We start from the raw sequence: 25080 nt of genomic DNA, 5'->3' as shown, positions 1-25080 counted from the left end.
GGCCGATTCATGACTGGTGCTCAGGCGGTCGGCGACGGCGTGGCGGGGCGCCGCCGCCCTCGTTCGCCGCCCGCCGAATCCACTGGTCGGACCCCGGTCCGTTTGGAGGAAACCTACGGAATTTCGTTCCGTATGCTCGAGTCACGTGTGCGGACCGTTGTGGACCGCCTACAAAACACGTCCGTTTTGCCCGAACCCGGATTTGACAGGCCCACCACACTGTGCACATGACGACGTACAACTGCCCACGCTGCGGACACCCCTCCACGGCCGAGCGATGCGGCTTCTGCGGCCGCGGGCCCGAGCCGCTCCTCGCGCGGCTCGGCGAGCTCGACTCGGTCCTCGCGTCCATGCCCGCCACGCTCCAGAGCCGCGCCGCCGTCGAAGCCGAACGGCGCGGCGTGCTCGAACAACTCACCGAGACGGCCGCCCGGCACCACGCCGAGGCCCGGAACCGGGCTCATGCGGCCGATCGGCCCGCACCCCCGCAGGCCGCGCCCGGCGCCGCGCCGCAGAGCCAGGCGGCCCCGGCCCCCCTGCCGCAGAGCCAGGCCGCCGCGCCCGGCACGCCGCCGCACGGGCCCGTCCCGCCGACGCCGGCCGCCCAGCCGGTCCAGATGGCGCCCGGCGCCGCGCCGCGGCCGCCGCACACCCCTCCCTCGGGTGCGCCGCCCGTCCGCCACCCCGCGCCCCGCCCGGAGCGGGGCGAGGTCGGCTCCAAGACCGTCCAGACCGTGCTCCTGAGTCTCGGCGGCCTGCTCGTGGCCGCCGCGATCATCATCTTCACCGCCGTGGCCTGGCGGAACCTCGGCAACGGCGGCCGCGCCGCCATCCTCGGCGGCGCCACCCTGCTGCTCCTGGCGGTCCCCTTCGCGTGCAAGCGGTTCAAGCTGTGGGCCACCGCCGAGACCTTCGCGGCCCTCGGCGCCCTCGCACTGTGGTGCACGACCCTGGCGGGGTACTACCTGTACCGGCCGGCGGGCGCAGACTTCGGCCCCGAGACCGTCGGCGCCTGGACCGCCGCCGTCCTGGCCGTGCTCGCGGTCTACCGGGCCGCCGCGAAGCTCAGCGCCGTCAGCTGGGCGCTCCCGCCGCTCGCCCTGGTCGGCGCCTCCTACGCGGCCGCGAGTCCGCTGGGCCTGGCCGTGACGCTCATGCTCGCCATGGCCCTCGCCCTCGGCGCGGCCGCCTGGATCACCGGCAACCGCCCCGGGCACTTCACCCGCTCCGACACGTGGGCCTCCCGGTTCCTCACCTGCGCCGCGATCGTCGCCGCCTGCTCGGCGGGGCTGCGCGCGGCCTTCGGGCTCGACGGCCCGGTGGTGCCGCCCGTCGCCGCCGCCGTGGCGATGCTCGCGGCCGCGAACCTCGCCGGCGTCCACTTCACCCGCCGCCTCGGCGCCTCCCTGACGACCGTGCTCGTGGCCGCCTCGGCCGCCGGGTCGCTCGTGCTGGCCGCGTGGGTCCTCGCGATCCGCTCGGACGCGGGCGAGCTCGCCGTCCCCTCGATCGCGCTGTTCGCGGCCGCGCTGCTGCCGTTCCTGTTCACGAACGCCCGCAGGAGCCGCTGGCCGCTCACGGCGGCCCTCGTCGCCGGGCTCGCCTCGCTCGCCGCGTTCGCGGCGGTCGCCTTCGACGCGCCCGACCTGAGCGCCTACTTCGTCGCGTTCCTCGCCGCGCGGCTGATCGCGCCGTTCGCCGCCGACCCGCTCGGCAAGGCCCTACGGCACGCGGCCTACCTCGTCGGCGTGGGCACCGCCGCCGTGGCCGGGGTGGTCGCGACCCTCGGCGGCGTCGTGGTCCTGCTCCAGCCCGGACTGGGGTGGAGCATCGACCTCGAGGTGCCGATCGTCCTGGCCGCCTTCGCCGTCGCCGCGGTCCTGCTCCCCCGGCGGTTCCGGGTCAACGCCGCCACGCTGGCGGTGAGCCTCGCCGTCGCGGCGGCCGCGGTCCGGTTGTGGAGCGAGGACCCGGCCCGCTACGACGCGGTCCCCACGCTCGGCTTCATCGCCTGCGGGGTCATCGCGCTGATCTCGGCCATCGCCTCGGGCACGGTGGCCGGGCGCTGCACCGGCTGGGCGTCGCTCGCCGTGTGGACCTCGATCACCGCGGGGGCGGCCGCCGAGAGCGAGACGATGCGCCCCGGCGAGGGCTGGATCCCGTTCTGGGTCACCGTGACCGCCGCCGGGATGCTCGTCGTCGCGATGGGCGCGCCGCGCCGCAGCCGCCCCGACCGGGTGCTCGCGGCGGTCCTCGCCCACGTGCTGGCCGGGGCCTCGGTGTTCGCCGGGCTGGTCAATTGGATCGCGTGGTCGCTGGAGGGCTCGGGCACCGAGCTGTTCCCGGCAGCCCAGCTGGGGGTCTACACGCTGGCCCTCGTGGGGGCGGCGATGATGGCGCCGTTCCGCAAGTGGGGCTATGCGATCGCGGCCCTGTGCACCGGCACGCTCGGGTGGTGGGCGCTGCTGGCCGCGCAGGACGTCACGACCGTGGAGCTCTTCACCGCCCCGCCTGCTGCGGTCCTGTTCCTCATCGGTCTGTGGCGCCTGGAGCGGCGGCCGCAGACCGGGTCGTGGGCGGCGCTCGCGCTGCCGGTCCTCCTCGGGATCGGCCCGAGCCTGCTCATGGCGCTCGGCGAGGGCGAGCCCGCCCGGCGCGTGGGGGTCGGCGCCGCCGCGATCGCGGTGATCCTCGCCGGGCTCTACCGGCGCTGGCAGGCCCCGCTCGTGCTCGGCTCGGTCGCCTTGGCGGTGGTCACGGTCAACGAGCTGTCGCTGCTGTGGCACCTCATCCCGGTGTGGATCCCGCCTGCGATCGGCGGCGCGGTCCTGATCCTGGCGGGCGCGACCTTCGAGAAGCGCCGCCGCGACCTCGCCCGGATCAGGGACGGATTGAAAACCATGCGGTGAGCGTGCAACCGGACGGCGCCCTGCGGGCGTCTATCCGACAGCACCGGGCGCGGCGGGTCCTACAGGGCCCGCCGCGCCGCTGTTCGTCCTCTTACTACCATCCCCAACCCCCACTCTCCCGGGGGAAAGGTAGTCCCACCTTCCCGCCCGGGTCCGACAGGAACGGCCCGTCGCGGCCGCGATGTCACCCGGACGAGTGGTTCGCCGGTGGCGGCGGCCACCGCAGTGGTGGTGCCCGCCGGGGCCTAGTGGTGGTGCCCGTCGTCCTCGCCGCGGCGGTGGACCTCGGCGGCGAGGCGCTCGGCGATCGCGTCCGCGGTCAGGCCGAGGTCGGCCAGGAGCTCGGCGCGGCTCCCGTGCGGGTGCCAGCCCCGCTCGACCCCGAAGTCGACCAGCGGGACGTCCTCGCCCGCGTCGCGCAGCGACTGGGCGAGCGCGTCGCCGAAGCCGCCGGTGCGGATGCCGTCCTCCACAGTGGCCACCAGCGGGTACTGCCCCGCGAGCTTCACCAGCGGGTCGGGCACCGGCGAGATCCAGCGCGGGTCGACCACGGTGGCCCGGATGCCCCGCTCGGCGAGCAGTTCCGCGGCCTCGACCGCGGTGCCCGCGAGCGAACCGCAGGCGACGATGAGCAGCTCGTCGTCCTCGTGCTTGAGGAGCACGTCGAGTCCTTCGTGGACGTCGACCGCGGGGAGGTCGGCGGCGGGGACCGCGCCGGTCGGGAAGCGCAGCATGGTCGGCCCGTCGTCGACGGCGAGGGCCTCGGCGAACTCCTCGCGGAGCGTGGAGGCGTCGCGCGGCGCGGCGATCCGCAGGCCGGGGACGACGCGGAAGATCGAGGTGTCCCAGATCCCGTAGTGGCTGGGGCCGTCGGGGCCGGTGATCCCGGCGCGGTCGAGCACGAACGTGACCGGCAGGCGGTGCATCGCGACGTCGAGCACGGTCTGGTCGAAGGCGCGGTTCATGAAGGTGGAGTAGACGGCCACGACCGGGTGCAGGCCGTTCATGGCGAGCCCGGCGGCGGAGGTGACGGCGTGCTGCTCGGCGATGCCGACGTCGAAGACCCGCTCGGGGTGGCGCTTCATGAGCTTGTCGACCCCGGTGGGGCCGGGCATCGCGGCGGTGATCGCGACGAGCTCGGGCCGCAGGTTCGCCTGGGCGACCAGCTCGTCGGCGAACACGCCGGTCCAGCGGCGCTTGGAGGCGGCGGTCGGCTCGCCGGTGATGGGGTCGAACGCGGGAGGCGAGTGCATCTGCTCGGCCTCGTCGGCGCGGGCGGGGGCCCAGCCGCGGCCCTTCTCGGTGAGGGCGTGGACGATCACGGGGCCGCCGAAGCCCTTGGCGCGCTCGAGCGCCTCGGTGAGCTCGGCGATGTCGTGGCCGTCGACGGGGCCGACGTACTTGATGCCGAGGTCGGCGAACATGCCCTGCGGGGCGAGGGCGTCCTTGAGGCCGGTCTTGGCGGCGTGGAGGCCCGCGTAGGCGGCGCGGCCGAAGACGGGGATCTTCTCGACGGCCTCCTGGATCCTGCGCAGCGTCGGCTCGTAGCCGGGGTTGAGGCGCAGGCCGGAGAGGCGCTTGGCGAGGCCGCCGACGGTCGGCGCGTAGGAGCGGCCGTTGTCGTTGACGACGATGACGAGCTTGAGGTCGTCGCGGGCCGCGATGTTGTTCAGGGCCTCCCAGCACATCCCGCCGGTGAGGGCCCCGTCGCCGACGACGGCGACGACGTGCCGGTCGGAGCCGGCCAGGGCGTGGGCCTTGGCGAGGCCGTCGGCGTAGGACAGGGAGGTGGAGGCGTGGGAGTTCTCGACGAGGTCGTGGGGGGACTCGGCCTGGCTGGGGTAGCCGGTGAGGCCGCCGCGCCCGCGCAGTCCCGCGAACTGCCCGGCGCGGCCGGTGAGTGCCTTGTGGACGTACGACTGGTGGCCGGTGTCGAAGACGAGCTGGTCGTGCGGGGAGTCGAAGACCCGGTGGATCGCCATGGTGAGCTCGACGACCCCGAGGTTGGGGCCGATGTGGCCGCCGGTGCGGGCCACGGCGCCGACGAGGAATGCGCGGATCTCCTCGGCCAGGCGCGGGAGCTCGGCCTCGTCGAGCGACTTGAAATCGGCCAGCCTGCCGATGCCTGACAGCAGCGGGCCCATCTCGGGTTCGTCGTGCGGGTTCATAAGGGGGAAGTCTAACGGTGGCGCAGGGGCGGCGGCACCTCCGCGAGCGGCGATGGGAGGTGTCTCATGGGCGGCGGGGCCGTGGTCAGGGCGTCCGCCGGGAGTCCGAACGGTCACGGTTCGTCCGGGCGGTGCGAACGCGGCCGCCGGATCGAGCGGAGTCCGCTCGGGTGCACCGGAAGTTCATCCGAAGGGGGGACGCCGGGGCCGCGGCGGGCGCGAGTGTCGGAAAGCAGTCACTCCCCGAAAGGGACACGCCGCGCGAAAGGCCGACCGGTCCGTGATCGAAATGTGATCATCCCAACATGGATCTCATCGACCTGCACCAGAACACGGAATGGCCCGCGCGTCTCGACCAGGTGTTGAGCTCCTCCCCGGTGGACTGGGCCGACCGGCGCCGCGCCGTGCAGGCGGTGGCGCCTCCGGGGCTGGCCCGGCTCCAGCGGATGTCGGCGGTGCCGCGCTTCGACCTCGACGCGGTGGACCCGGAGGTGTACGAGGGCATCCTGGAGGACGCCCTGGCGGCGGCCGCGCGCGGGGGCGCGTCCTACACCGAGCTGCGGCTGCCGCAGGAGTCGGTGGTGTACCCGCAGTTCATGGAGCGATTCGAGGCGGCGCTCTCGAGCGTGGCCGAGGAGTTCCCGGGGTTCGAGGCGGACGCGATCCTGAGCATGAACCTGTGGGACCCGATGCTGCGGGAGCTGTGCGACGCGTTCGGGGACGCGGCGGCGGCGGGCCTGGCGGGCATCGAGATCATCTACGTCCCGTATGCGGCCGAGGCGGACTGGAAGCGGGGCCGGGTGGTCGCCGAGGCGGCGGGCGCGGCGGGCCTGGGCGTGACGGTGCCGGCGGGGGCGTTCAACGCCTCGAACCTGGGGGCGCTGGCGGAGATCGAGGAGATCGGGCGGATCGGGCACGCCGTGGGGGCGGCGGGCGACCCGGGGATCATGCGGCTGCTGGCGGCGCGGGGCATGACGGTGGAGGTGTGCCTGACCTCGGCGGTGGTGCTGGGCATGGTGCCGGCGATCGAGGCGCATCCGCTGCCGCGGTTCCTGGAGGCGGGGATCCCGGTGGTGCTGGGGACGGACTCGCCGATGAGGATGGGGACGACGATCGCGGGCGAGTACGAGCGGGCGCGGGGCCTGGGGCTCAGCGAGGCGGACCTGGAGGCCGTGACGGCGACGGCGAAGGCGTCCCGGCTCTAGGAGGGTCGTTCGGGAACCCCGCGCACCCGCCGCTTCGCCGGAGGCGCCGGAGGACGGGCCAATCGGTCACGGATCGGTCTCGATACGGGCAAGGCCGTGCGTCAGTTCTTCAGAATGTCGATTTGTAGACAATCGAACCAGTGGCAAGTCGACACTATATTACACGCCATTCACCTGCGAAAACACCCCTTCCGCACCTCTCGTGTTGACCTTCTCACCCAATGGTCGGGTTGAAAAACCACAGCTGTTGACTAATGTTTCAACGGTTGCCGCCCCCAACGGAAGCCCCGCCCAGCGATCGCGCCCTCCACCCAAGCGCGCACGTCGCCCGGTGAGGTTGTGAAAGGAAACGATGTCTGCGATAGCAGTCGATTCCCTGTACAAGGTCTTCGGCAAGGGAGCCCGAGGCGCCGTGAACCAGCTCAAGGACGGCGTGCCCCGCGACCAGTTGAGCGCCAAGAACGTCACCGCCGCGGTCATCGACCACAACTGGTCGATCGAGCCCGGCGAGATCTTCGTCGTCATGGGACTCTCCGGCTCCGGCAAGTCGACCCTGATCAGGATGCTCAACGGCCTCATCAAGCCCACCGCGGGCACGATCGAGATCGCCGGGGTCGACCTCGGCTCGCTCACGCCCCCCGAGCTGCGCCGCCTGCGCCGCGAGAAGATCAGCATGGTCTTCCAGCACTTCGCGCTGCTGCCCCACCGCACCGTCGTCGAGAACGTCGCGTTCGGCCTGGAGATCAAGGGCCTCGGCAAGGCCGAGCGCCTGGAGCGCGCGAGGGAGGCCGTCGAGCTCGTGGGCCTGTCCGGCCACGAGGGCAAGCTGCCCGCACAGCTCTCGGGCGGCATGAAGCAGCGCGTCGGCCTGGCCCGGGCCCTCGCCGCCGACACCGAGATCCTGCTCATGGACGAGGCCTTCAGCGCCCTGGACCCGCTCATCCGCCAGGAGATGCAGGACCAGCTGCTCGACCTCCAGTCCAAACTGGGCAAGACCATCGTCTTCATCACCCACGACCTCAACGAGGCCATGCGCATCGGCGACCGGATCGCCATCTGCGACGGCGAGGTCAAGCAGATCGGCACGGCCGAGGACATCCTCATGCGCCCGGCCGACGACTACGTCGCCGAGTTCACCGCCGACGTCGACCGCAGCCGCGTGCTCACCGCCGAGGCGGTCATGGAGCCGTACCACGCCGCGGACACCGGCGAACTGACCACGGTCGAGTCCAGCGTGACCGTGAACGAACTGTACGAACCGGTCCTGAGCTCCCCCGACCCCTTGCTGGTCGTGGACGGCAACGACGACCCGCTCGGGGTGGTCACGCCCAGGTCCATCATCAGGTCGCTGGCGTTCGAGCCCGGGACGGACGGCGAACGCGAAGACGACAGCCAGGAGGCCCGGCCGGCATGATCCAATACATCCGCGACTGGTTCTGGACGTACGTCTGGAAACCCCTGCCCGACATGCCGCTCGGCGACTGGATGGACGGCCTCATCCGGTGGCTCCGCAGCGCGTGGTCGCCCCTGTTCGACGGGGTCGAGACCTTCCTCGAGTCCCTCTACTTCGCCCTGGCCGACGCCCTGCTGTGGCTGCCCTCGGGCCTGATGATCCTCGTCTTCGCCGGGATCGCCTACGCCGCCAAGGGCTGGAGGCTCGCCGCGGTCGTCGGCGCCGGCATGTTCGTCGTCGCCTGGACGCCCTACTGGGACAACACGATGTCGACCCTCGCGATGGTCGTCGTCTCCACCGCCCTGGCCACGCTGCTGGCGATACCCATCGGGATCCTCGCCTCGGAGAACCGGGCCGCCTCCGCGGTCATGCGCCCGGTCCTCGACTTCATGCAGACGCTGCCGGCGTTCGTGTACCTGCTGCCCGTGGTCATGCTCTTCGGCGTCGGCGAGACGCCGGGGATCATCGCCACCATCATCTTCTGCATGCCCCCCGGCGTGCGCCTGACCGAGCTGGGCCTGCGCCAGGTCGACCGCGAGGTCGTCGAGGCCGCCCAGGCCTTCGGCTCCTCGCCGTCCCGCACGCTGGTGCGCGTCAAGCTGCCGCTGGCGCTGCCGACGATCATGGCCGGGCTCAACCAGGTCATCATGCTGGCGCTGTCGATGGTCGTCATCGCGGGCATGGTCGGCGGCGGCGGGCTCGGCGAGGACATCGTGTCCGCGCTCGGCCGGGTCGACATCGCCAAGGGCTTCAACGCCGGGATCGCCGTGGTGATCCTCGCGATCTTCCTCGACCGCGTCATGCAGGGCCTGGCCGACCGCACCCCGGTCGCCAAGGCCGCGCGGTTCGCACAGTAGACCGCTCCGAAAGCACACACCCACACCAAGGATGAGAACCCGCGTGTCCCCGCGGGAGAGAGAAGGAAACATGCGTCGTCGTTCGATCATGAAAGGCGCCTGGGCCACCGGTGCCGCCGTCGCCCTGACCGCCACCCTGACCGCCTGCTCGGTCGAGAGCGAGGGGGGCGACGCCCCCGACTCCTCGGACATCGACTTCGGCCTGCCCGAAGGCGAAGGCGAGATCGTCCTCGGCGTCATCCCCGGCTGGGACGAGGGCATCGTCGCCACCGAGCTATGGCACCAGGCGCTCACCAGCGCCGGGTACACGGTCACCACGCAGGAGTTCGCCGAGGCGGGCCTCCTCTTCGAGGGCCTGGCCAACGGGGACGTCGACGTGTTCCTCGACGGCTGGCTGCCGATCACCCACGCCACCTACATGGAGGAGTACGGCGACCAGCTCGAGCAGCTCGGCGAGTGGAACTCCAACGCCGCGCTGACCGTGGCCGTCCCCGCCTACGTCGACCAGGTGAACTCCCTGACCGAGCTCAACGACAACGCCGAGCTCTTCGGCGGCGAGATCATCGGCATCGAGCCCAGCGCGGGCCTGACCGAGGCGGTCCAGGGGGCCATCCCGACGTACGGCATCACCGACCTGGAGCTGAAGACCTCCTCCACGGCGTCCATGCTCAGCGAGCTCGACTCGGCCATCGCGGCCGAGGAGCCGATCGTGGTGACGCTGTGGCAGCCGCACTGGGCGTACGCCAAGTACGACCTGAAGAACCTCGAGGACCCCGAGGGGTCCCTCGGCGACGTCGAGACCATCAACACGCTCGCGCACCTGGGCTTCAGCGAGGAGTTCGCGGACGTCTCCGAGGCGCTCGCGAAGTTCAAGCTGTCCGACGACCAGCTCGCGGACCTGGAGAACACGGTCTTCACCGACCACGAGGGTGACGTCCCCGCGGGCGTGACCGCGTGGCTCGGCGAGAACGACTTCAGCGAGCTCATCGCGTAGCGCGATGCGGGACCGGCCCGGCCGGTCCCGCACGCCGCCTTCGGAAACCGTTCAATTGTATTGAAAATTGTTGATATATAGGTTACGATGGCGAGCGGCGCCGGTCCCCCGGACCGGCGCCGCAGTTCAGCGGTGGCATTCCCCGGCATCGCGCACCGCATGGCGCATAGGAGCACCATGTCAGGTCAACGAACAGCACTTCCCGCCGAGCCCGCGGCCCCCTCGGGCGCAACCGGACTCGGGCGCCGCCGCCTCCTCCAGGGCGCGGCCGCCGCGGGCGGCCTCGCCGCCGCCGGCGCCGGCGGCCTCCGGATCGCCCGGGCCCAGGAGAGCGCCGAGGACGCCGGCGCCCTCGCCGTCCACCCCGGGATGCTCCACACCCAGGCCGACTTCGACCGCATGGCCGCCAAGGTCGACGCGGGCCTCGAACCGTGGCTCTCGGGCTGGAACCGGCTCACCGCCAACGGCCGCGCCCAGAGCACCTGGACGGCCCGGCCCACCGCGGTGATCATCCGCGGCGGCACCGGCCAGAACTACCCGCAGCTGTACAACGACGTCCACGCCGCCTACCAGAACGCGCTGCGCTGGAAGGTCGGCGGCGGGACCGCCCACCGCGACAAGGCGATCGAGATCCTCAACGCCTGGTCCTCGACGCTCGAGAGCGTCCAGGGCAACGCCGACCGGTTCCTCGCGGCCGGGATCTACGGGTACCAGTTCTGCGCCGCCGCCGACATCGTCCGCGGCCAGAGCGGCTTCGACCTGGGCGCGTTCCAGGACATGATGACGGGCGTCTTCCTGCCCATGAACGAGTCGTTCCTGACCGGCCACAACGACGCGTGCATCACCAACTACTGGGCCAACTGGGACCTGTGCAACATGGCGAGCAAGCTCGCCATCGGCATCCTCTGCGACGACCAGGGCGTCGTGGACGAGGCGATCGACTACTTCTGGAACGGCGAGGGCAACGGCTCGATCGGGAACGCCGTCCCCTTCACGTACGACGGCGGCCTGGCCCAGTGGCAGGAGAGCGGCCGCGACCAGGGGCACTCGATCATGGGGATCGGGCTCATGGCGACGTTCATGGAGATGGCCTGGAACCAGGGCGTCGACCTGTACGGCGCCGACGGCAACGCCTTCGCGAAGGCCGCCGAGTACGTGGCGCGGTACAACCGCGGCCACGACGACCTGCCGTTCACGAAGTACAGCTGGGGCACCGGCCAGAACTGCGCCTACCGCGAGCACACCGCGATGGGCTCGGGCGGGCGCGGGCAGGCGCGGCCGGTGTGGGAGATGGTCTTCCACCACTACACCTCCCGCCGGGGCTTCGCGATGCCGAACGTGGCCGACATGTGCGGCGCGAACAGCCCCGAGGGCGGCGGCGGGGACTACGGCTCCACCTCGGGCGGGTACGACACGCTCGGGTTCGGCACCCTCGCCCACGTGCGCCTGACCTGGGACGAGATGCCCGAGGACCTGGAGCCGCTGGGCTGACCGCCGGGCCCGCGGGGCGGCCGTCCCGCGGGCCCGGCGCGGCTCGAACACACCTCCGAATTCATGCAGGTGTGCTAATATGTTCGCAGGCTCCGCGGGTCCGCGGCCCGCGAGCGCAGACCTTTCCGACCTCCCGCACGCGACCGCCGACCCGCGCTCGGCGGTCGCGTTGCGTCCCACCGGTATGATGCTCCGACAGCGAGCCGCGGCCGAACCGCCGCGCCGCTCCCACGTCTGCCGACGAGCTAGGAGACCTGTGTTCGGCATCCTCTCGCCCTGTCCCTCACGCACGCCGGAAGACCTCAAACCCCGCTGGATGGGGCATTTCTGCGGCCTCTGCCTCGAACTCCGCGACGATGCCGGGCACCTCGCACGGCTCACCACGAACTACGACGCCCTGGCCCTGTCGGTGCTGGTCGAAGCCCAGCTCGGCGACGAGTCGGGCGCGCGCGACGCCGGGCCCTGCGCGCTGCGCGGGATGCGGCGCCAGCGCATCGCGACCGGCGGCGGGCCCCGGCTGGCCGCGACCGCCTCGCTCCTGCTCGCCTCCGCGAAGATCCGCGACCACGTCGAGGACGGCGACGGCCTCGCCGCCCGGCCGGGCGCCCGGGGCCTCGCCGGTTTCAGCGCGGACCGGTTGCGCGCCAAGGCGATCGCGATCGGCGAGTCCATCGGGCTGGACGTCGAGCCGCTCGCCGCCGCGATCGGGCGGCAGCGCGAGGTCGAGTCGGCGGCCGGACCGGGCACCGCGCTCACCGACGTCACCGCCCCGACCGAGACGGCCACCGCCGAGCTGTTCGCGCACGCGGCGGTCCTGGGCGGCAGGCCCGAGAACGCCGGGGCGTTCCGCAGCGCCGGGGCCGCCTTCGGCCGCCTGGCGCACCTGCTCGACGCCGCCGAGGACTTCGACGAGGACGCCGAGCGCGGCGCGTGGAACCCCCTCGCCGCCACCGGCGCCGGGGTCGACGCGGCGCGCCCGCTGGCGCGCGGGGCGCTCGAGGACATGAAGGCGGCCCTCGAGTCGGCGTCCCTCGTGGACGAGACGCTGTCGCGGCTGCTGCTCGACCGCTATGCGCACCATGCGGTCGCGAAGACGTTCGGCTCGACGTGCGCGACCTATCCGCGCGCCGAGCGCCGCGACTACCGCCGCTACCGCGAGCGCCGGGAGTACCGGCGCGACTACGACGACGACCACTACTACCGGCACCGGCCGCGGAACTTCTTCTCGGGGCTGTGCGCGTTCACGGTCCTGTGCTGCACCTGCCAGATGTGCTGCCGGGAGCATTACGAGGGGCCGTGGTCGCGGCGCAGGCGCGAGGGCTGCTGCCGGGACGGGTGCGACTGCTGCTCGTGCGACTGCTGCCCCTGCGGCTGCGACTGAACGGACCCGTTGCGGCCGTTGGAGACCCCGCGACCGGGCGGCCCGGCGCCGCCGGGCCCGTCGCGGCCGCTCGGCTGCGGTCGCCCGTTGCAGCCGGTCCCGCGCCTCCCGCCGGCCTCGGCGGGGGGCGGCGCTAGCGCGGCGGGTTCCCGCCGGGGGCGTGGTATCCGCCGCCGGGCGGCGGCTGCGTTCCGGGCCAAGGGGACTGCTGCTGCGGCTGACCGGCCAGGTAGTCCTCGCCCGGCAGCGGGCGCCGCTCCTCCTCTTTCTCTTTGCGGGGCTGGTTGCGGTCGCGGAGCCAGGCGCGCGCCGGGCGGGTGAAGAGCAGGACCAGGACGAGCGCGGCCGCGGCGAGCTGCACGAGTGCGGGCACGAACTTCCAGACGCTGAAGAGCCCGACGAGCGCGTTGAGCGCCAGGATGCCGAGTCCGATGTAGACGGGATGGCGCGGGTTCTGGAGGCCGAAGCGGCCCAGGCGCTCTCGGGCGAAGGCCCAGATCAGGATGAGGCTCGCGGCGGCGGCGAGGAGCCCGAGCGCGAGGCCGGCGGCGAGCGAGAAGGCGCCGCTCGCCGCGGCGAGGCCGATGACGAGGGCGAGCACGGCGGCGGCGAGCCCGAGCCACAGCGACTGGAGGATCACGGTGACCTGCCGCGGGCGGCCGTCCGCGCCGGTGAAGCCCCAGCGCTGGGCGAACGTGGGCGGCGGCGGCAGGACGGGCCCGGCGGGCTGCCCGGGCGCGAAGGTCGCGCGCGGGTCGTGCGGCTGGTACTGGAAGGACAGCGGCGCGGGCCCGGCGGGCGCAGCGGTGGGGCCGCCGGGGTGCGCGGCAGGGCCGGGCTGCGGGGGCCGACCGTGGTCGGCGGGTCCGGAAGTGTAGGGAGAGTTGGTCATCGATCGGCTCCGAGCAGGGCGGTCAGGTGCCGCATTACGCTACCCCATCGCGCGGACCGGCCGCTCGACAGCGCGGCCGGGCGGCAGCGGCCCGGTCAGTCGACGGGTTCGAACAGGGCGATCGTCTCGAAGTGCTGGGTCATCGGGAACGCGTCGAAGGCGCGGAGGCGCTTGAGCTCGTAGCCCTCGATCGCGAGGTCGCTCGCGTCCCGCGCCAGGGCGCCCGCGTCGCAGGCGACGTAGCAGATCGCCCGCGGCCGGGCCTCCCCCAGCGCGACCACGACCTCCGGGCCCGCGCCGCTGCGCGGCGGGTCCAGGACCACGAGGTCGACCGCGCCGAGGTCGGGCGCGATCGCGGCCACGTCCTGCTCGATCGCCCCGGCGTTCTTGTACTCGGCGAGGTTCGCGGCGGTGCGCGAGGCGGGCGCGTTCTCGACCGCCACCACGCGGCCGGTGTCGCCCACGGCGGCCGACAGGCCGGCGGCGAACAGCCCGGCCCCGGCGTACAGGTCCCACGCCGACTCGCCCTCGCGCGGCTGGAGGAAGTCCAGCACGCAGTCCAGGAACGCGGGCGCGGCGGCCGGGTGGACCTGCCAGAACCCGTCGAAGCCGATCTCGAACCGGTGCCCGCCGACCGTCTGGTGCACCTGCCGGGGGCCGCTCTTGTGGTGCGGCCGGGCGGTGCGGCGCAGCTGCGTGTAGACGGCGAGCTCGTCGTCGTCGGCGTCGACCACGCCCACGGCGCCCATGCCGTCCCACTGCTTCGCGAGCACGTCGGACTCGCGGATGCGCTCGGTGGCGATGGGGCACCTGTCGATCGGTACGACGGTGTGCGACTTGTGGGCGCGCAGGCCCGGGCGGCCGGCCTCGTCCACGGCGTACTGCATCCGGGTGCGCCAGCCGAGCGCGCCCTCGGGCCAGGGCAGCTCCTCGACCTCGACGCCTTCGAGGAGGGCCGGGTCGACGCCGCCGATGCGAGTGAGCTGGTCGAACAGGACCTTCGCCTTGAGGCGGCGCTGGGCCTGGGGGGCGGCGTGCTGGAAGTCGCAGCCGCCGCACTTGCCGGGCCCGGCCCAGGGGCACGGGGGCTCGACGCGGTCGGGCGAGGCCTCCAGGACCTCGACGGCGTCGGCGAACGCGAACCGCTTCTTGCGCTCGTTGACCTCGATGCGGACGGTCTCGCCGGGCAGGGCGTGGCGGACGAAGTAGACCTCGCCGTCCACGCGGGCCACGCAGTGGCCGCCCGCGGCGACGTCTCCAACGGTGACGATCATCGTCCTCATCCTCAAGCACTCGGTGTTCGGGCGGTCCGGCCCGCGTCGGGCCGCACGCCAGGATACGGGGAGCCTCGGGGCCGGCCGCCGCTTACCACGCGGGTGTGACATCGCGGTGTGAATCCCCTGAACCGACCGTATCCCCCGGGGCCGACAGTGAGCCCCGCTCGCGACAGGGCGGGCCGGGGCGGCGACCGCGACGACCGGGCCGTGGGCTCCGCTCGCGACGGGGCGGGCGGCGCGGTCGCCGGTTGCGGCGCTCAGCGGTGGACGCGGCGCAGCGGGGGCGGTTCGGTGCTCTCGCCGAGGATCCACGGCACGATGCAGATCATGACCCCCGCCTCGTACTTCAGCTGGCGCCGGATGGCCTTCGTGGTCTGGTTGTGCAGCAGGTTCGTCGTCCAGTTGAAGTAGCCGCGGCGCACCCGGCCCTTCTGGCGGCCCTGGCCGACCACGAACTCGGGCAGGTACACCGTGACCACGTCGCGCGGGGCGCCGCGGCGCCGCTCCTTCACGTAGTCCACGATCGGCCCGGTGATCTCCCGGTACGGGGAGTCGACCACCGTCAGCGGCACCGTGAAGCCCCGCCGGTCCCACTCGGCGAGGAGCTGGCGCGAGGCGGCCGCGTCGACGTTCACCGTCAGCGCGGTGATCGTGTCGGGCCGGGCCGCGCTGGCGTAGGCGAGCATCCGCATCAGCGGCAGGTTCACGCTGGAGGCGAGCACGACCGCGTGGCTGCGGGCGGGCAGGCGCGGCTTGCCAGGCGGCAGCTCGATCTCCTCGCGGACGGCCGTGTAGTGGCGCGAGATGAACAGCATGAGCAGGTAGCAGCCGCCGATGACGAGCACCGCGATCCAGCCGCCGCGCCGGTGGTCGGCGAGGACGACGATGGCGAGGACGGCCGCGCAGGCGGCGGCCGCGGCGAGGGCGGTGGCGCGGGCGCGGTGGGCGCGGCGGCGGCGGGCGGGGTCGCGCTCGACGTCGAGGACGCCGCGCCAGTGACGGACCATCGCGGCGTGGGCCAGGGCCATCGAGAGGAAGACCCCGACGATGTACAGGTCCATGAGGTCGTGCGCGCCGCCGCCGAAGAGCAGGACGAGGAACGCGGCGGCGACGGCGAGGATGAGGATGCCGTTGGAGTAGACGAGCCGGTCGCCGCGCTTGTGGAGCTGGCGCGGCAGGAGCGAGTCCCCGGCGAAGATCGACGCGAGCTGCGGGAAGCCCACGAACGCGGTGTTGGCGGCCAGGAGCAGGACCCCGGCGGTGGCGAGCATGATCGGCCACAGGGCGGCGGGCGAGGCGCCGAAGACGGCGTCGGTGAGCTGGGCGATGAGCGGGTGGGCGAGGTAGTCGGCGGGGCCGGGCTCGGCGGAGGACTGGGCGCCGGTGAGCTTGGCGAGGACGACGATGCCGATGAACAGGGCGAGGGTGGCGCCGCCGACGGCGGTGATCGCGGCGGCGGCGTTGCGCCCGCGAGGGGGCCGGAAGAAGCGGACGCGGGTCGTGAAGGTCTCGATGCCGGTGAGGGCTACGGACCCGGCGGCGAAGGCCCTGGCGCACAGGACGAGCAGGGCCGCGGCGGTCCATTCGCTGGTCTCGGCGGTCTCGTAGCCGGCGGAGGCGGCGGCGAGGTCCTCGCCGCCGCCGATGCGGGCGAAGCCGACGGCGAGGAGGGCGGCCATGCCGGCGACGAACGCGAGGGTGACGCCGGCGGCGAAGCGCCCGGAGACGCGCAGGCCACGGAGGTTGTAGGCGGCCAGGACCGCGATGGCGGCGACGGCGATCCACTCGCGCCAAGGGTGGAGGGCGGGCCAGAGGGCGTCGAGGGCCGCGACGGCGGCGGCGGTCGAGACGGCGACGGTGAGGATGTAGTCGAGGACGAGCGCGGCGGCGGCCAGGCGTCCGGCGCGGGGCCCGAAGTTGGCGGCGACGATCCGGTAGTCGCCGCCGCCGCCCGGGTAGGCCTGGACGGTGTAGCGGTAGGAGGCGATGACGACGACCATGACGGCGGCGACGGCGACGCCGGTCCAGATGGAGAAGGCGTAGGCGGCGGTCCCGGCGGCGCCGAGGACGAGGAAGACCTGTTCGGGGGCGTAGGCGACCGAGGAGATCGGGTTGACGGCCAGCAGCGGGATCGCGTAGCGCTTGGAGAGCACCAGCGAGGGCCGGCGGTGCCCGGAGGCGAACGGCTCGCCGACGAGCAGCCGTTTGAAGACGGACAAGGACCGGGTCACGGCCGTAGCGTATCGTCCGGCTTCTATCCGCGGGCTCGGTGCGGGCCTGTCGGGGCCGCGGGCGCGGTATGGTCACGTCGTCGTCGTAGGGAAGGGGTGATCCGCGTGCACGTGGTCATCATGGGGTGCGGGCGCGTGGGCTCGTCCCTGGCGCGCGGCCTGGTCGAGCGCGGGCACACGGTCGGGATCATCGACCAGAACCCGAAGGCGTTCCGCCGGCTCGGCCCCGACTTCGACGAGACGACCGTGCGGGGCGTGGGGTTCGACCGGGAGGTCCTGGCGAAGGCGGGGATCAACCGCGCCGACGCGTTCGTGTCGGTGTCCTCGGGCGACAACTCGAACATCATCGCCGCGCGGGTGGCGCGCGAGAACTACGGCGTCCCGAAGGTCATCGCCCGCATCTACGACCCGCAGCGCGCCACGGTGTACGAGCGGCTGGGCATCCCGACGGTGGCGACGGTGCGGTGGACGGCCGACCGGCTCATGCGCCACCTGCTGCCGGAGGGGCAGGAGCCGCTGTGGCGGGACCCGACCGCGTCGCTGTCGATGGTCGAGGTCCTGTGCGACGAGGGCTGGTACGGGCTGCCGCTGTCGGCGCTGGAGCAGGCCACGGGGCACCGGGTGGCGTACGTGACGCGGTTCGGGCGGGCGACGCTGCCGACGGCCTCGACGGTGCTCCAGGACGGCGACCAGGTGTACATGCTGGTGGCCGACGGGGACGAGGCGAAGATCCGCCAGATCGCGGGCGCGGTCCCGCAGGGGGGTGCGGCATGAGGGTCGCCATCGCAGGGGCCGGGAACGTGGGCCGCTCGATCGCCGCCGAGCTGGTCGGCAACGGCCACCAGGTGCTCCTGATCGAGCGGGACCCCGACTCGATGCGGCCCGAGCGCGTGCCGGAGGCCGAGTGGCTGCTCGCGGACGCGTGCGAGCTGGAGGTGCTGCGCTCGGCGCACCTGGAGGGGTGCGACGTGGCCGTCGCGGCGACCGGGGACGACAAGGTGAACCTGGTGGTGAGCCTGCTGTCGAAGACGGAGTTCGCGGTGCCGCGCGTGGTCGCGCGGGTGAACCGGGCCGAGAACGAGTGGCTGTTCAACGAGGAGTGGGGCGTGGACGTCTCGGTCTCCAAGCCGCGGCTGCTGGCCGCGCTCGTGGAGGAGGCGGTGAGCGTCGGCGACCTGGTGCGGCTGCTGACCTTCCGGCAGTCGCAGGCGAACCTGGTCGAGATCACGCTGCCGCCGGAGGCGCCGCACGTGGGCAAGCGGGTCGCCGAGGTGCCGCTGCCGCACGACTGCGCGCTGGTGGCGATCATCCGGGGCCGGCGGGTCATCGCGCCGACGCCCGACGACACCCTCGAGTCGGGTGACGAGCTGGTGTTCGTGTGCCATGAGGACGCCGAGGAGGACACCCGCTCGGTGATCCTGGGCAAGCGCCGCTGAGGGGCGCGCGGGGAAAGGGCGGTTCCGGACTTTACAGGCGACCCTGATCACGTTACATTGATAGTTATCAATTTTCTTTCGGATTGGGAGCGCTACCATGTTCAAGTCTTCCCGACGTCGCCTCAAGCAGGTGATCGTCGTCGTCGCCGCACTCGCGGCCGCGGGCGCCTCGGCGTTCTTCTTCATACAGCCGGCCGCCGGCCACGGCACCGCCACCAGTCCCCCCTCCCGGCAGTACAGCTGCTGGGAGCGGTGGGGTGACGACCACCTCAACCCCGACATGGGCGACACCGACCCCATGTGCCAGCAGGCCTGGCAGGCCAACCCCAACACCATGTGGAACTGGAACGGCCTCCTCCGGGAGGGGATGCAGGGCCAGCACGAGTCGCGCATCCCCGACAACCAGCTCTGCTCCGGCGGCCAGGCCGAAGGCGGCCGCTACAACTCCCTCGACGCCGCCGGCCCCTGGCACACGACGCCGCTCGAGAACAACTTCAACCTGCACTACGAGGACACCGCCGTCCACGGCGGCGACTACTACTGGGTGTACGTCACCAAGCAGGGCTACAACGCCGAGACCGACGCCCTCGACTGGGCCGACCTCGAGCGGGTCGTCTCGACCGGCGTCTACCAGCCCGGCGAGGCCGTCGACATCCCCGTGAGCGCCCCCGGGCGCACCGGCCACCACATCGTCTACGTGGTCTGGCAGGCCAGCCACATCGACCAGGCCTTCTACTCCTGCTCGGACGTGTGGTTCGGCGACGGCGGCCCCAGCGAGGAGCCGACCGAGGAGCCCACTGAGGAACCCACCGAGGAGCCCACGGAAGAGCCCACCGAGGAGCCGACCGAGCAGCCCGGAGACCTGAGCTGCGCGGCCACCGCCTCGGTCAACAGCTGGGGCTCGGGGGCCACGGTCACGGTCACCGTGGCGAACACCGGCACCCGGACGGTCAACTCGTGGATGCTCCACTGGGCCTGGGCGAGCGCGGACGTCTCGGTGAGCAACATGTGGAACGCCGAGCACTCCACGATGGGCGAGATGGAGATGGCGGCGCCCGTCGGGTACAACCAGGCGATCCAGCCGGGCGACTCGGTGTCCTTCGGCTTCAACGTCTCCGGTGAGATCAGCGAGGCGCCCGAGTTCGACTGCCTCGCCTCTTAGGAGGTTCCGCTTAGGAGGTTCCACCTCTGGAGCAGCGGCGACGACGCGGCCCCGGCCCTCGCGGCCGGGGCCGCGTCCGCGCGCCCGCGGGGCGGGGGAAGGCGAGGGGTCGACGATGTCGGCGCCCTCGCCGTGTCCGCGCGCCGCGGGGCGGGTTCCGCGGGAGCGGCGCCTCCAGGGGGACGCGGAGCGCCTCGCGGGTCGGACCTGCGGTGAATTCGATGGGTCGATCATCGAAAATAACGCCCGCAGGGTTCACTAGCGCGCTCTAGAACAGTTACATTGAAAGTTCTCAATGCGCCTATATCTTGGGAGCGCTATCATGATCAATGTCAAACGCTTCGGGCTCCACCGGCTCGACCCGCCCCGGCAGGGCGGACCGCGCCGGATGAGCCTCCGCGGCCTCGTCGTCCTCGTCGCCGCGCTCGTCGCGGCCGGCGCCGCGGCGGTCCTGTTCGTGCAGCCCGCCTCGGGCCACGGGACCGCCATCGGCCCCTCCTCGCGGCACTACAGCTGCTGGGAGCGGTGGGGGTCGGACTTCCAGAACCCGGCCATGGCCGAAGAGGACCCCATGTGCTGGGCCGCCTGGCAGAACGACCCCAGCGCCATGTGGAACTGGAACGGCCTCTACCGCGAGCAGGTCGGCGGCGACCACCAGGGCGCCATCCCCGACAACCAGCTGTGCAGCGGCGGGCAGACGGGGGGCACCCGGTACGCGCCCCTCGACGACCCGGGCGCGTGGAAGACCACCCAGGTGGACTCGAACTTCACGTTCACCAACTGGGACCAGGCGAACCACGGCGCCGACTACTACCGGATCTACGTCACCGAGCAGGGGTACGACGCCGAGAACGACGCCCTCGACTGGGCCGACCTCGAACTGGTCGCGGACACCGGCGACATCGACCCGGGCGTCGGGCGCACCCCGCCCTCGGGCGGCGGCACCCTCGTCGACATCGACGTCTCCGCGCCGGGCCGGTCGGGCCACCACATCGTGTACATGATCTGGCAGGCCAGCCACTTCGACCAGTCGTTCTACTCCTGCTCCGACGTGTGGTTCGGCGAGGGCCAGCCCAACGAGGAGCCCACCGGGGAGCCGACCGAGGACCCCGAGCCCACCGAGGAGCCGACCACCGAGGAGCCGGGCGAAGAGCCCACCACGGGCGGGCCGGGCGGGTACGCCTGCACCGCGACCGCGACGGTCAACAGCTGGGGCTCGGGCGCCACGGTCGGCGTGACGGTGACCAACACCGGCACGCAGGCCATCCACAACTGGATGCTCCACTGGACGTGGCCCAGCGGCGTGGCGGTGTCCCAGGTGTGGAACGCCGAGCACTCGACCATGGGCGGGATGGAGATGGCCGAACCCGTGGGCTGGAACCAGGCCATACCGGTCGGCGGCTCGATCGAGTTCGGGATCAACGTCTCCGGGGAGATCAGCGCGGCACCCGAGTTCGACTGCCTGCCGAGCTAGGGGGTGCCCCCTGCCGGCAGACGCTCGAGGACGGCGCGGGGCCTCGGCTCCGCGCCGTCAGCCGTGCTCGGGCCGCGGCGCGGGCGCGGTGTCGACGACCGTGCCCTCGATGCCCGTGGTGTCCCCGGAGGCCCTCATGTGGCGGCGCACCGCCCAGATCGTGAAGGCCGTCAGCGCGATCGTGACCGGCCAGCCGCCGAAGAGCGTCACCAGGCCGAGCGCGTTCTCGGCGTCGATGAGGTACAGCCAGATCCGCAGGGCGTTCTTGGCCATGAACACGACCCCCCACAGGATCGTGATCCGGCTGAGGACGTCCACCAGCGGCTTGTTCTGGCGCCACTCCTTCTTGCCGCCCTGGGCGACCACGGCGTAGATCCAGCCGATGATCGGGTGGCGCACCAGCGCCGAGACGACGAGCAGGACGCCGTAGATCGCGCCCTGGATGATTCCGGGCAGGTAGAAGTCGCGCGCGTCCGTGGACCGCCAGGCGAGGAACGCGCCCAGGGCGATGCCGAACAGGCCGTTGAGCGCGTGTCGGACCGACTCCCTGCGCATCGCGCGCCAGGCGGCGATGGCCAGGGCGCTCGCCGCGGAGATGACGATCGCCCACTGGAGGCCGCTCAGCGGTCCCATCCGGTCGGGCAGGAGCGGGTTGAGCACCACGAACAGGGTGATCGGCACCGCGGCCTCGACGACGCCCTTGACGCCGCCGAGCTGCTGCGAGAGCTGCTCGGTGAACGGCGGGAGCTCGTCCTCGCCCCTGGCCTCGTCCGGATCGGGGTCCGGCTTGCGGGTCGGCGTCTCGGTGCTCAATGCGGGCCTTCCAGTTCGATTGGCCGGTCCGCGCTCAGGGGCGCAGCTCGTAGGTCGGGTTGTAGATCACGAGGCGTCCGTCGCCCAGGCGGGCCACGCGGCCGCGGGCGACGAGCCTGGTCCCGGCCTCCAGGCCCACGATACGCCGTCGGCCCATCCAGACCAATGCGACCTGTCCGGTGCCGTCGAAGAGTTCCGCCTCGACCGAGGGCGAGCGCCCGTCGGCGCGCAGCACGACGGTCTTGAGGCGCCCGGCGACGGCCGCCAGCTCGCGCGCCCGCAACCGGTCGACCGGCGTCGTGTCGCGGTCGGACTCGCGCCGGATCTCCTCGGCGAGCAGCTCCTGGGGCGGCAGGGCGAGGCGCCGCAGCGCCCGCAGGCGGAGCCAGGACCTGAACCGGCCGCCCCGCCGCGGTCCCGCGTCGCGGCGTCCGCGCGCCATCGCCGAGGCGGGGCTCACCGCTTGGGGCGCGGCGAGGGCTTGCGGCGCACCTGCGGTTTGGGGGTGTCCCCCGCGGCGATGATGGCGCGGTTGCCGTCGCCGCCCTCGGCCTTGCGCTGGGCGATGCGCGCGGCGGCCTCCTCGGCCATCTTCGGCGGCAGCTTCAGCGGCAGGGGCTCGCGCACCGGCATCGCGGTCGAGCCGCGGTCGACGACGAGGTCGCGCAGGGCCTCGTCGAGTTCGGGGGCGGCCGCCTCGTCGAGGGCCCGCTGGCCCTGGAAGGTGGCCTGCACGAACCAGCGGGGGCCGTCGACCCCGCAGAAGCGCACCGTGTTGGTGCCCTTCTTGGAGGCGACCTTGGCGATGAGCTCGGCGCCCCAGCGGCCCTCGACCTCCTCGACCTTCCCGCCCTGGCCGGTGACCTGGGCGGCGAGCTCCTCGCGGAACTCCGGCCAGATGCCCTCGCTGCGGGGCGCGGCGCGCACGAGCAGCTGGAGCGCGGAGGAGCCGGTGGTCAGCAGGACCTGGCTGATGTTGCCCTTGGCGTCGGTCTGCGCCTGGAAGCCCACGCCCTTGGGGACGGGCAGGCGGATCGCTCCCAGGTCGATGCGCCGCACGTCGTCGTCGGGGGCGTCGGCGACGTCGTAGGGGCCCTCGGTGGCCTCGTACTCGTACTCCTCGCCGCTCTCGGCCAGGGAGTCGAGGACCGCGCCCTCGGCGGGGCGCTGCTTCTTCGACGACCGTCGCCGTTTGAACACGTTCGCTCTCCTCTGCAAGTCGGCGGTGCCCGCCGGCGGCCCGCGGCCGCCCGCGCCGCTTCGGCGCCGGGTCGCGGCCCCCGGTGAGACGGGTTCGCACAACCGGTTGGACTACCAATTGTGCGACACGGCCCCCGCCTTCGGCGACGGCGGTCCGATCGGGGCCGGGGCCGGCGGCGTGGTCTCGGTCTCACCGCGGGGCCCGGCGCGGTCGTCACTCCCGGCGTACGGGCCGGTAGGCGCCGGCGCCGCGGGGATATGGTCTCAGACATGAGGAGTGGGGAACGGTACGCCGAGCGGATGTCGCTGCCGGCGGGGGGCTGGCTCGCCGTGCTCGCCACGGCGGTGATCGCCGCCGCCCTGTCCAACCTGGGCGACATGCGCTGGTGGCGGGTGGCCGCGAGCCTGGTGATCCTGGTCGCGCCCGTGGCGGCCGCGTGGTGGATGGGCCGGCTGCCGGTGCGCGTGGTCGAGACCGACGGCGAGGTGTGGCTCCACGTCGACGACGCGCGGCTGCCGATGTCGGCGGTCGCCGAGGTCGAGGTCCTGGAGCCGGTGGCCTACTCCGACGCGCTCGGGGTGGCCCTGCACCCGCTGACGTTCGTGGTCCAGCGGCCGTGGATCAACCGCGGCGTGCGGATCGTCCTGGACGACCCCGAGGACCCGACCCCGTCGTGGGTGGTCGCCTCACGGCGCCCCGAGCGGCTGCGGGCGGCCCTGGCGCCCGCGCTCGAAGGCGCGGCGGCCTCGGGCGGGCCGCGGGGCTGACCCCGGGCAGCGATACGGCCCGCGGGCGGACCCGCGAGCCGTGCGCCGTCTGAGGGGTCGGTTCAGTGCTTACGCGCAGTCCTTGCAGACCGGCTGGCCGTTCTTCTCCTTGGCGAACTGGCTGCGGTGGTGGACCAGGAAGCAGCTCGAGCATCGGAACTCGTCCTGCTGCATGGGCAGCACCTTGACGGACAGCTCCTCGTCGCCGAGGTCGGCCCCCGGCAGCTCGAAGTTCTCGGCCACCTCCGCCTCGTCGACGTCCACCGACCCCGATTGATCGGTGCGTCCCTTGGCAAGGGCCTCGATGCCGTCGGGGCCGGCGTTCTCTTCCTTGTCCCGGCGCGGGGCGTCGTAGTCGGTTGCCATCGTTTTCCACTCCCATTGGTTGCTTCTGCGGCTCCGGACCCGAGCGCGACGGGTGCCGCCGGAGTGTTCGGGTGACACGGCGGCTCGGCTCGGGTTCCTGGCGGGTTCGGTTCCGTCCCTGCAGGCGGCGTACCTTACCGCGTGCAGTCCATTCCTATACACGATGCCCCCCACTTTTTCATCCCCATTGTGGTGAACAACACTTACGTGGCAGGGAGAGCGAGTGTACCGCCTCTCGCCCACGGGGAGGTCCTGCGCACGATAGCCTTCCCATGGCAACGTTTTCGGGGCGTCGGCTCGTCTAAGGGCCGGAGATCAGTTCGCTCTGTTCTGGAGATTCGGGGAGGCAGCCGTGCGTATCGCTCGTATCCGCGCGTTGACGGTGTTGTGCGCATTGGCGCTGGTGGCGGGTCTGGTCACGTTGTGGGCGATCCGGAACGACTCGCAGGTGTCGGCGAGCGACGACTGCGAACCGGGCGCCGTGGAGATCAAGACCGCGCCCATCCCGGACCCCTCCGAGATCGAGGTGGTCGTCCTCAACGGCACCGACCGCACCGGCCTGGGCGAGCAGGCCGCCTCCCAATTGGAGGACCGCGGGTTCGTCGTCACCGAAGTGGGCGACACCGACGAGAAGGTCGAGGAGCCCGCGGTCGTGTTCTTCGGACCCGAGCAGTTCGCCTCGGGCGTCCACGCGCACGCGTACTTCCTCGGCGGGCGCCAGGAGTTCTCCCTCGACTGGGACAAGCCCATCACCATCATCCTCGGCGACGGCTTCCAGGAGGTCCGATCCACCTCCGACGCGCGCCAGTCGTTCGCGCAGAGCGGCGGCATCGAGCCGCCCGAGGGCACCTGCGCGGTAGAATAGGACGCCGCCGCCCCCGGCCCGCGACACTGAAACTGAAAATGCGGAAACTCAGCTCGAAACAGCACCACGGACGGGCCGATAGCGAATTTCGGCGCTACAATTCACGCCTGCCCGGTCGTGTGCCGACCTGGGCTGCCG

21 protein-coding genes are annotated in these 25080 nt (G+C 72.6%); 13 read left to right on the top strand and 8 right to left on the bottom strand.

Translation table 11 applies throughout. The features are described from left to right. Positions 1 to 227: 227 nt before the first annotated feature. Positions 228 to 2909: an SCO7613 C-terminal domain-containing membrane protein gene (locus tag LO763_RS09455; RefSeq protein ID WP_230601727.1), complete on the top strand. Its 2682-nt coding sequence runs from the start codon at positions 228 to 230 to the stop codon at positions 2907 to 2909. A 245-nt stretch (positions 2910 to 3154) separates the two neighbouring features. Here LO763_RS09455 and dxs read toward each other — a convergent pair whose 3' ends face one another. After that, the gene (gene dxs / locus LO763_RS09450; protein ID WP_230601726.1) at positions 3155 to 5077 is read right to left on the bottom strand and encodes a 1-deoxy-D-xylulose-5-phosphate synthase; all 1923 of its coding nucleotides are present in this window, start codon (positions 5075 to 5077) and stop codon (positions 3155 to 3157) included. Between the two features lie 305 nt (positions 5078 to 5382). Here dxs and LO763_RS09445 point away from each other — a divergent pair, with 305 nt between their 5' ends. From LO763_RS09445 to LO763_RS09420, 6 genes are all read left to right on the top strand, one after another. Next, on the top strand, positions 5383 to 6282 hold the full coding sequence (locus LO763_RS09445) for an amidohydrolase family protein (protein WP_230601725.1): 900 nt from the start codon (positions 5383 to 5385) through the stop codon (positions 6280 to 6282). Positions 6283 to 6634: 352 nt separating this feature from the next. Then, positions 6635 to 7696, top strand: a complete 1062-nt coding sequence (locus LO763_RS09440) for a quaternary amine ABC transporter ATP-binding protein (protein WP_230601724.1) — start codon at positions 6635 to 6637, stop codon at positions 7694 to 7696. Then, on the top strand, positions 7693 to 8592 hold the full coding sequence (locus LO763_RS09435; RefSeq protein ID WP_230601723.1) for an ABC transporter permease: 900 nt from the start codon (positions 7693 to 7695) through the stop codon (positions 8590 to 8592). The genes LO763_RS09440 and LO763_RS09435 overlap by 4 nt, the downstream gene beginning before the upstream one ends. Before the next feature lie 88 nt (positions 8593 to 8680). Next, complete coding sequence (locus tag LO763_RS09430; protein ID WP_230601722.1) at positions 8681 to 9586, top strand: glycine betaine ABC transporter substrate-binding protein; 906 nt, start codon at positions 8681 to 8683, stop codon at positions 9584 to 9586. A 177-nt stretch (positions 9587 to 9763) separates the two neighbouring features. Continuing rightward, entirely contained in the window at positions 9764 to 11077 is a 1314-nt protein-coding gene (locus LO763_RS09425) for an alginate lyase family protein (RefSeq protein ID WP_230601721.1), read from the top strand. A gap of 316 nt (positions 11078 to 11393) precedes the next feature. Continuing rightward, positions 11394 to 12458 (top strand): DUF5685 family protein, encoded by a 1065-nt coding sequence (locus LO763_RS09420; protein ID WP_230601720.1) that lies wholly within the window; start codon positions 11394 to 11396, stop codon positions 12456 to 12458. 133 nt (positions 12459 to 12591) lie between these two features. On the opposite strand, the gene LO763_RS09415 is transcribed toward LO763_RS09420, so the two are convergent. From LO763_RS09415 to LO763_RS09405, 3 genes are all read right to left on the bottom strand, one after another. Next, positions 12592 to 13350, bottom strand: a complete 759-nt coding sequence (locus LO763_RS09415) for a hypothetical protein (protein ID WP_230601719.1) — start codon at positions 13348 to 13350, stop codon at positions 12592 to 12594. 95 nt (positions 13351 to 13445) lie between these two features. Further along, positions 13446 to 14624, bottom strand: a complete 1179-nt coding sequence (locus LO763_RS09410) for a class I SAM-dependent RNA methyltransferase (RefSeq protein WP_230601718.1) — start codon at positions 14622 to 14624, stop codon at positions 13446 to 13448. A gap of 260 nt (positions 14625 to 14884) precedes the next feature. Beyond that, a complete protein-coding gene (locus LO763_RS09405) occupies positions 14885 to 16858 on the bottom strand; it encodes an APC family permease (protein WP_230601717.1) in 1974 nt (657 codons plus the stop codon). Positions 16859 to 16963: 105 nt separating this feature from the next. Between LO763_RS09405 and LO763_RS09400 the strand changes: the two genes are divergently transcribed. The 4 genes from LO763_RS09400 (at position 16964) to LO763_RS09385 (ending at position 20930) form a co-directional block, all read left to right on the top strand. Beyond that, on the top strand, positions 16964 to 17632 hold the full coding sequence (locus LO763_RS09400) for a potassium channel family protein (RefSeq protein ID WP_230601716.1): 669 nt from the start codon (positions 16964 to 16966) through the stop codon (positions 17630 to 17632). Beyond that, positions 17629 to 18294 carry a potassium channel family protein gene (locus LO763_RS09395; RefSeq protein WP_230601715.1) on the top strand — a complete coding sequence of 222 codons (666 nt, stop codon included), beginning with the start codon at positions 17629 to 17631 and terminating at the stop codon, positions 18292 to 18294. Before LO763_RS09400 ends, LO763_RS09395 begins: the two co-directional genes overlap by 4 nt. Before the next feature lie 97 nt (positions 18295 to 18391). Next, on the top strand, positions 18392 to 19456 hold the full coding sequence (locus LO763_RS09390; protein WP_230601714.1) for a lytic polysaccharide monooxygenase: 1065 nt from the start codon (positions 18392 to 18394) through the stop codon (positions 19454 to 19456). A 322-nt stretch (positions 19457 to 19778) separates the two neighbouring features. After that, positions 19779 to 20930 (top strand): lytic polysaccharide monooxygenase auxiliary activity family 9 protein, encoded by a 1152-nt coding sequence (locus tag LO763_RS09385; protein ID WP_230601713.1) that lies wholly within the window; start codon positions 19779 to 19781, stop codon positions 20928 to 20930. A gap of 57 nt (positions 20931 to 20987) precedes the next feature. Here LO763_RS09385 and LO763_RS09380 read toward each other — a convergent pair whose 3' ends face one another. The 3 genes from LO763_RS09380 to LO763_RS09370 are packed head-to-tail and all read right to left on the bottom strand — an operon-like array spanning position 20988 to position 22943. Continuing rightward, the gene (locus tag LO763_RS09380; protein WP_230601712.1) at positions 20988 to 21743 is read right to left on the bottom strand and encodes a DUF3159 domain-containing protein; all 756 of its coding nucleotides are present in this window, start codon (positions 21741 to 21743) and stop codon (positions 20988 to 20990) included. A 34-nt stretch (positions 21744 to 21777) separates the two neighbouring features. Next, the gene (locus LO763_RS09375) at positions 21778 to 22185 is read right to left on the bottom strand and encodes an OB-fold nucleic acid binding domain-containing protein (RefSeq protein ID WP_230601711.1); all 408 of its coding nucleotides are present in this window, start codon (positions 22183 to 22185) and stop codon (positions 21778 to 21780) included. Between the two features lie 14 nt (positions 22186 to 22199). Then, complete coding sequence (locus LO763_RS09370) at positions 22200 to 22943, bottom strand: DUF3710 domain-containing protein (protein ID WP_230601710.1); 744 nt, start codon at positions 22941 to 22943, stop codon at positions 22200 to 22202. 270 nt (positions 22944 to 23213) lie between these two features. Here LO763_RS09370 and LO763_RS09365 point away from each other — a divergent pair, with 270 nt between their 5' ends. Continuing rightward, a complete protein-coding gene (locus LO763_RS09365) occupies positions 23214 to 23711 on the top strand; it encodes a DUF3093 domain-containing protein (RefSeq protein WP_230601709.1) in 498 nt (165 codons plus the stop codon). Between the two features lie 69 nt (positions 23712 to 23780). On the opposite strand, the gene LO763_RS09360 is transcribed toward LO763_RS09365, so the two are convergent. Further along, complete coding sequence (locus LO763_RS09360) at positions 23781 to 24077, bottom strand: DUF4193 domain-containing protein (protein WP_230601708.1); 297 nt, start codon at positions 24075 to 24077, stop codon at positions 23781 to 23783. Between the two features lie 352 nt (positions 24078 to 24429). Between LO763_RS09360 and LO763_RS09355 the strand changes: the two genes are divergently transcribed. Next, positions 24430 to 24942 carry a LytR C-terminal domain-containing protein gene (locus tag LO763_RS09355; protein ID WP_230601707.1) on the top strand — a complete coding sequence of 171 codons (513 nt, stop codon included), beginning with the start codon at positions 24430 to 24432 and terminating at the stop codon, positions 24940 to 24942. Positions 24943 to 25080: the final 138 nt, after the last annotated feature.

It is taken from the genome of Glycomyces amatae (genome assembly GCF_020991375.1).
GTDB lineage: Bacteria > Actinomycetota > Actinomycetes > Mycobacteriales > Micromonosporaceae > Glycomyces > Glycomyces amatae.
The sequence above is the reverse complement of the archived record's forward strand: the minus strand, read 5'-3'. Positions and strand labels throughout refer to the sequence as shown.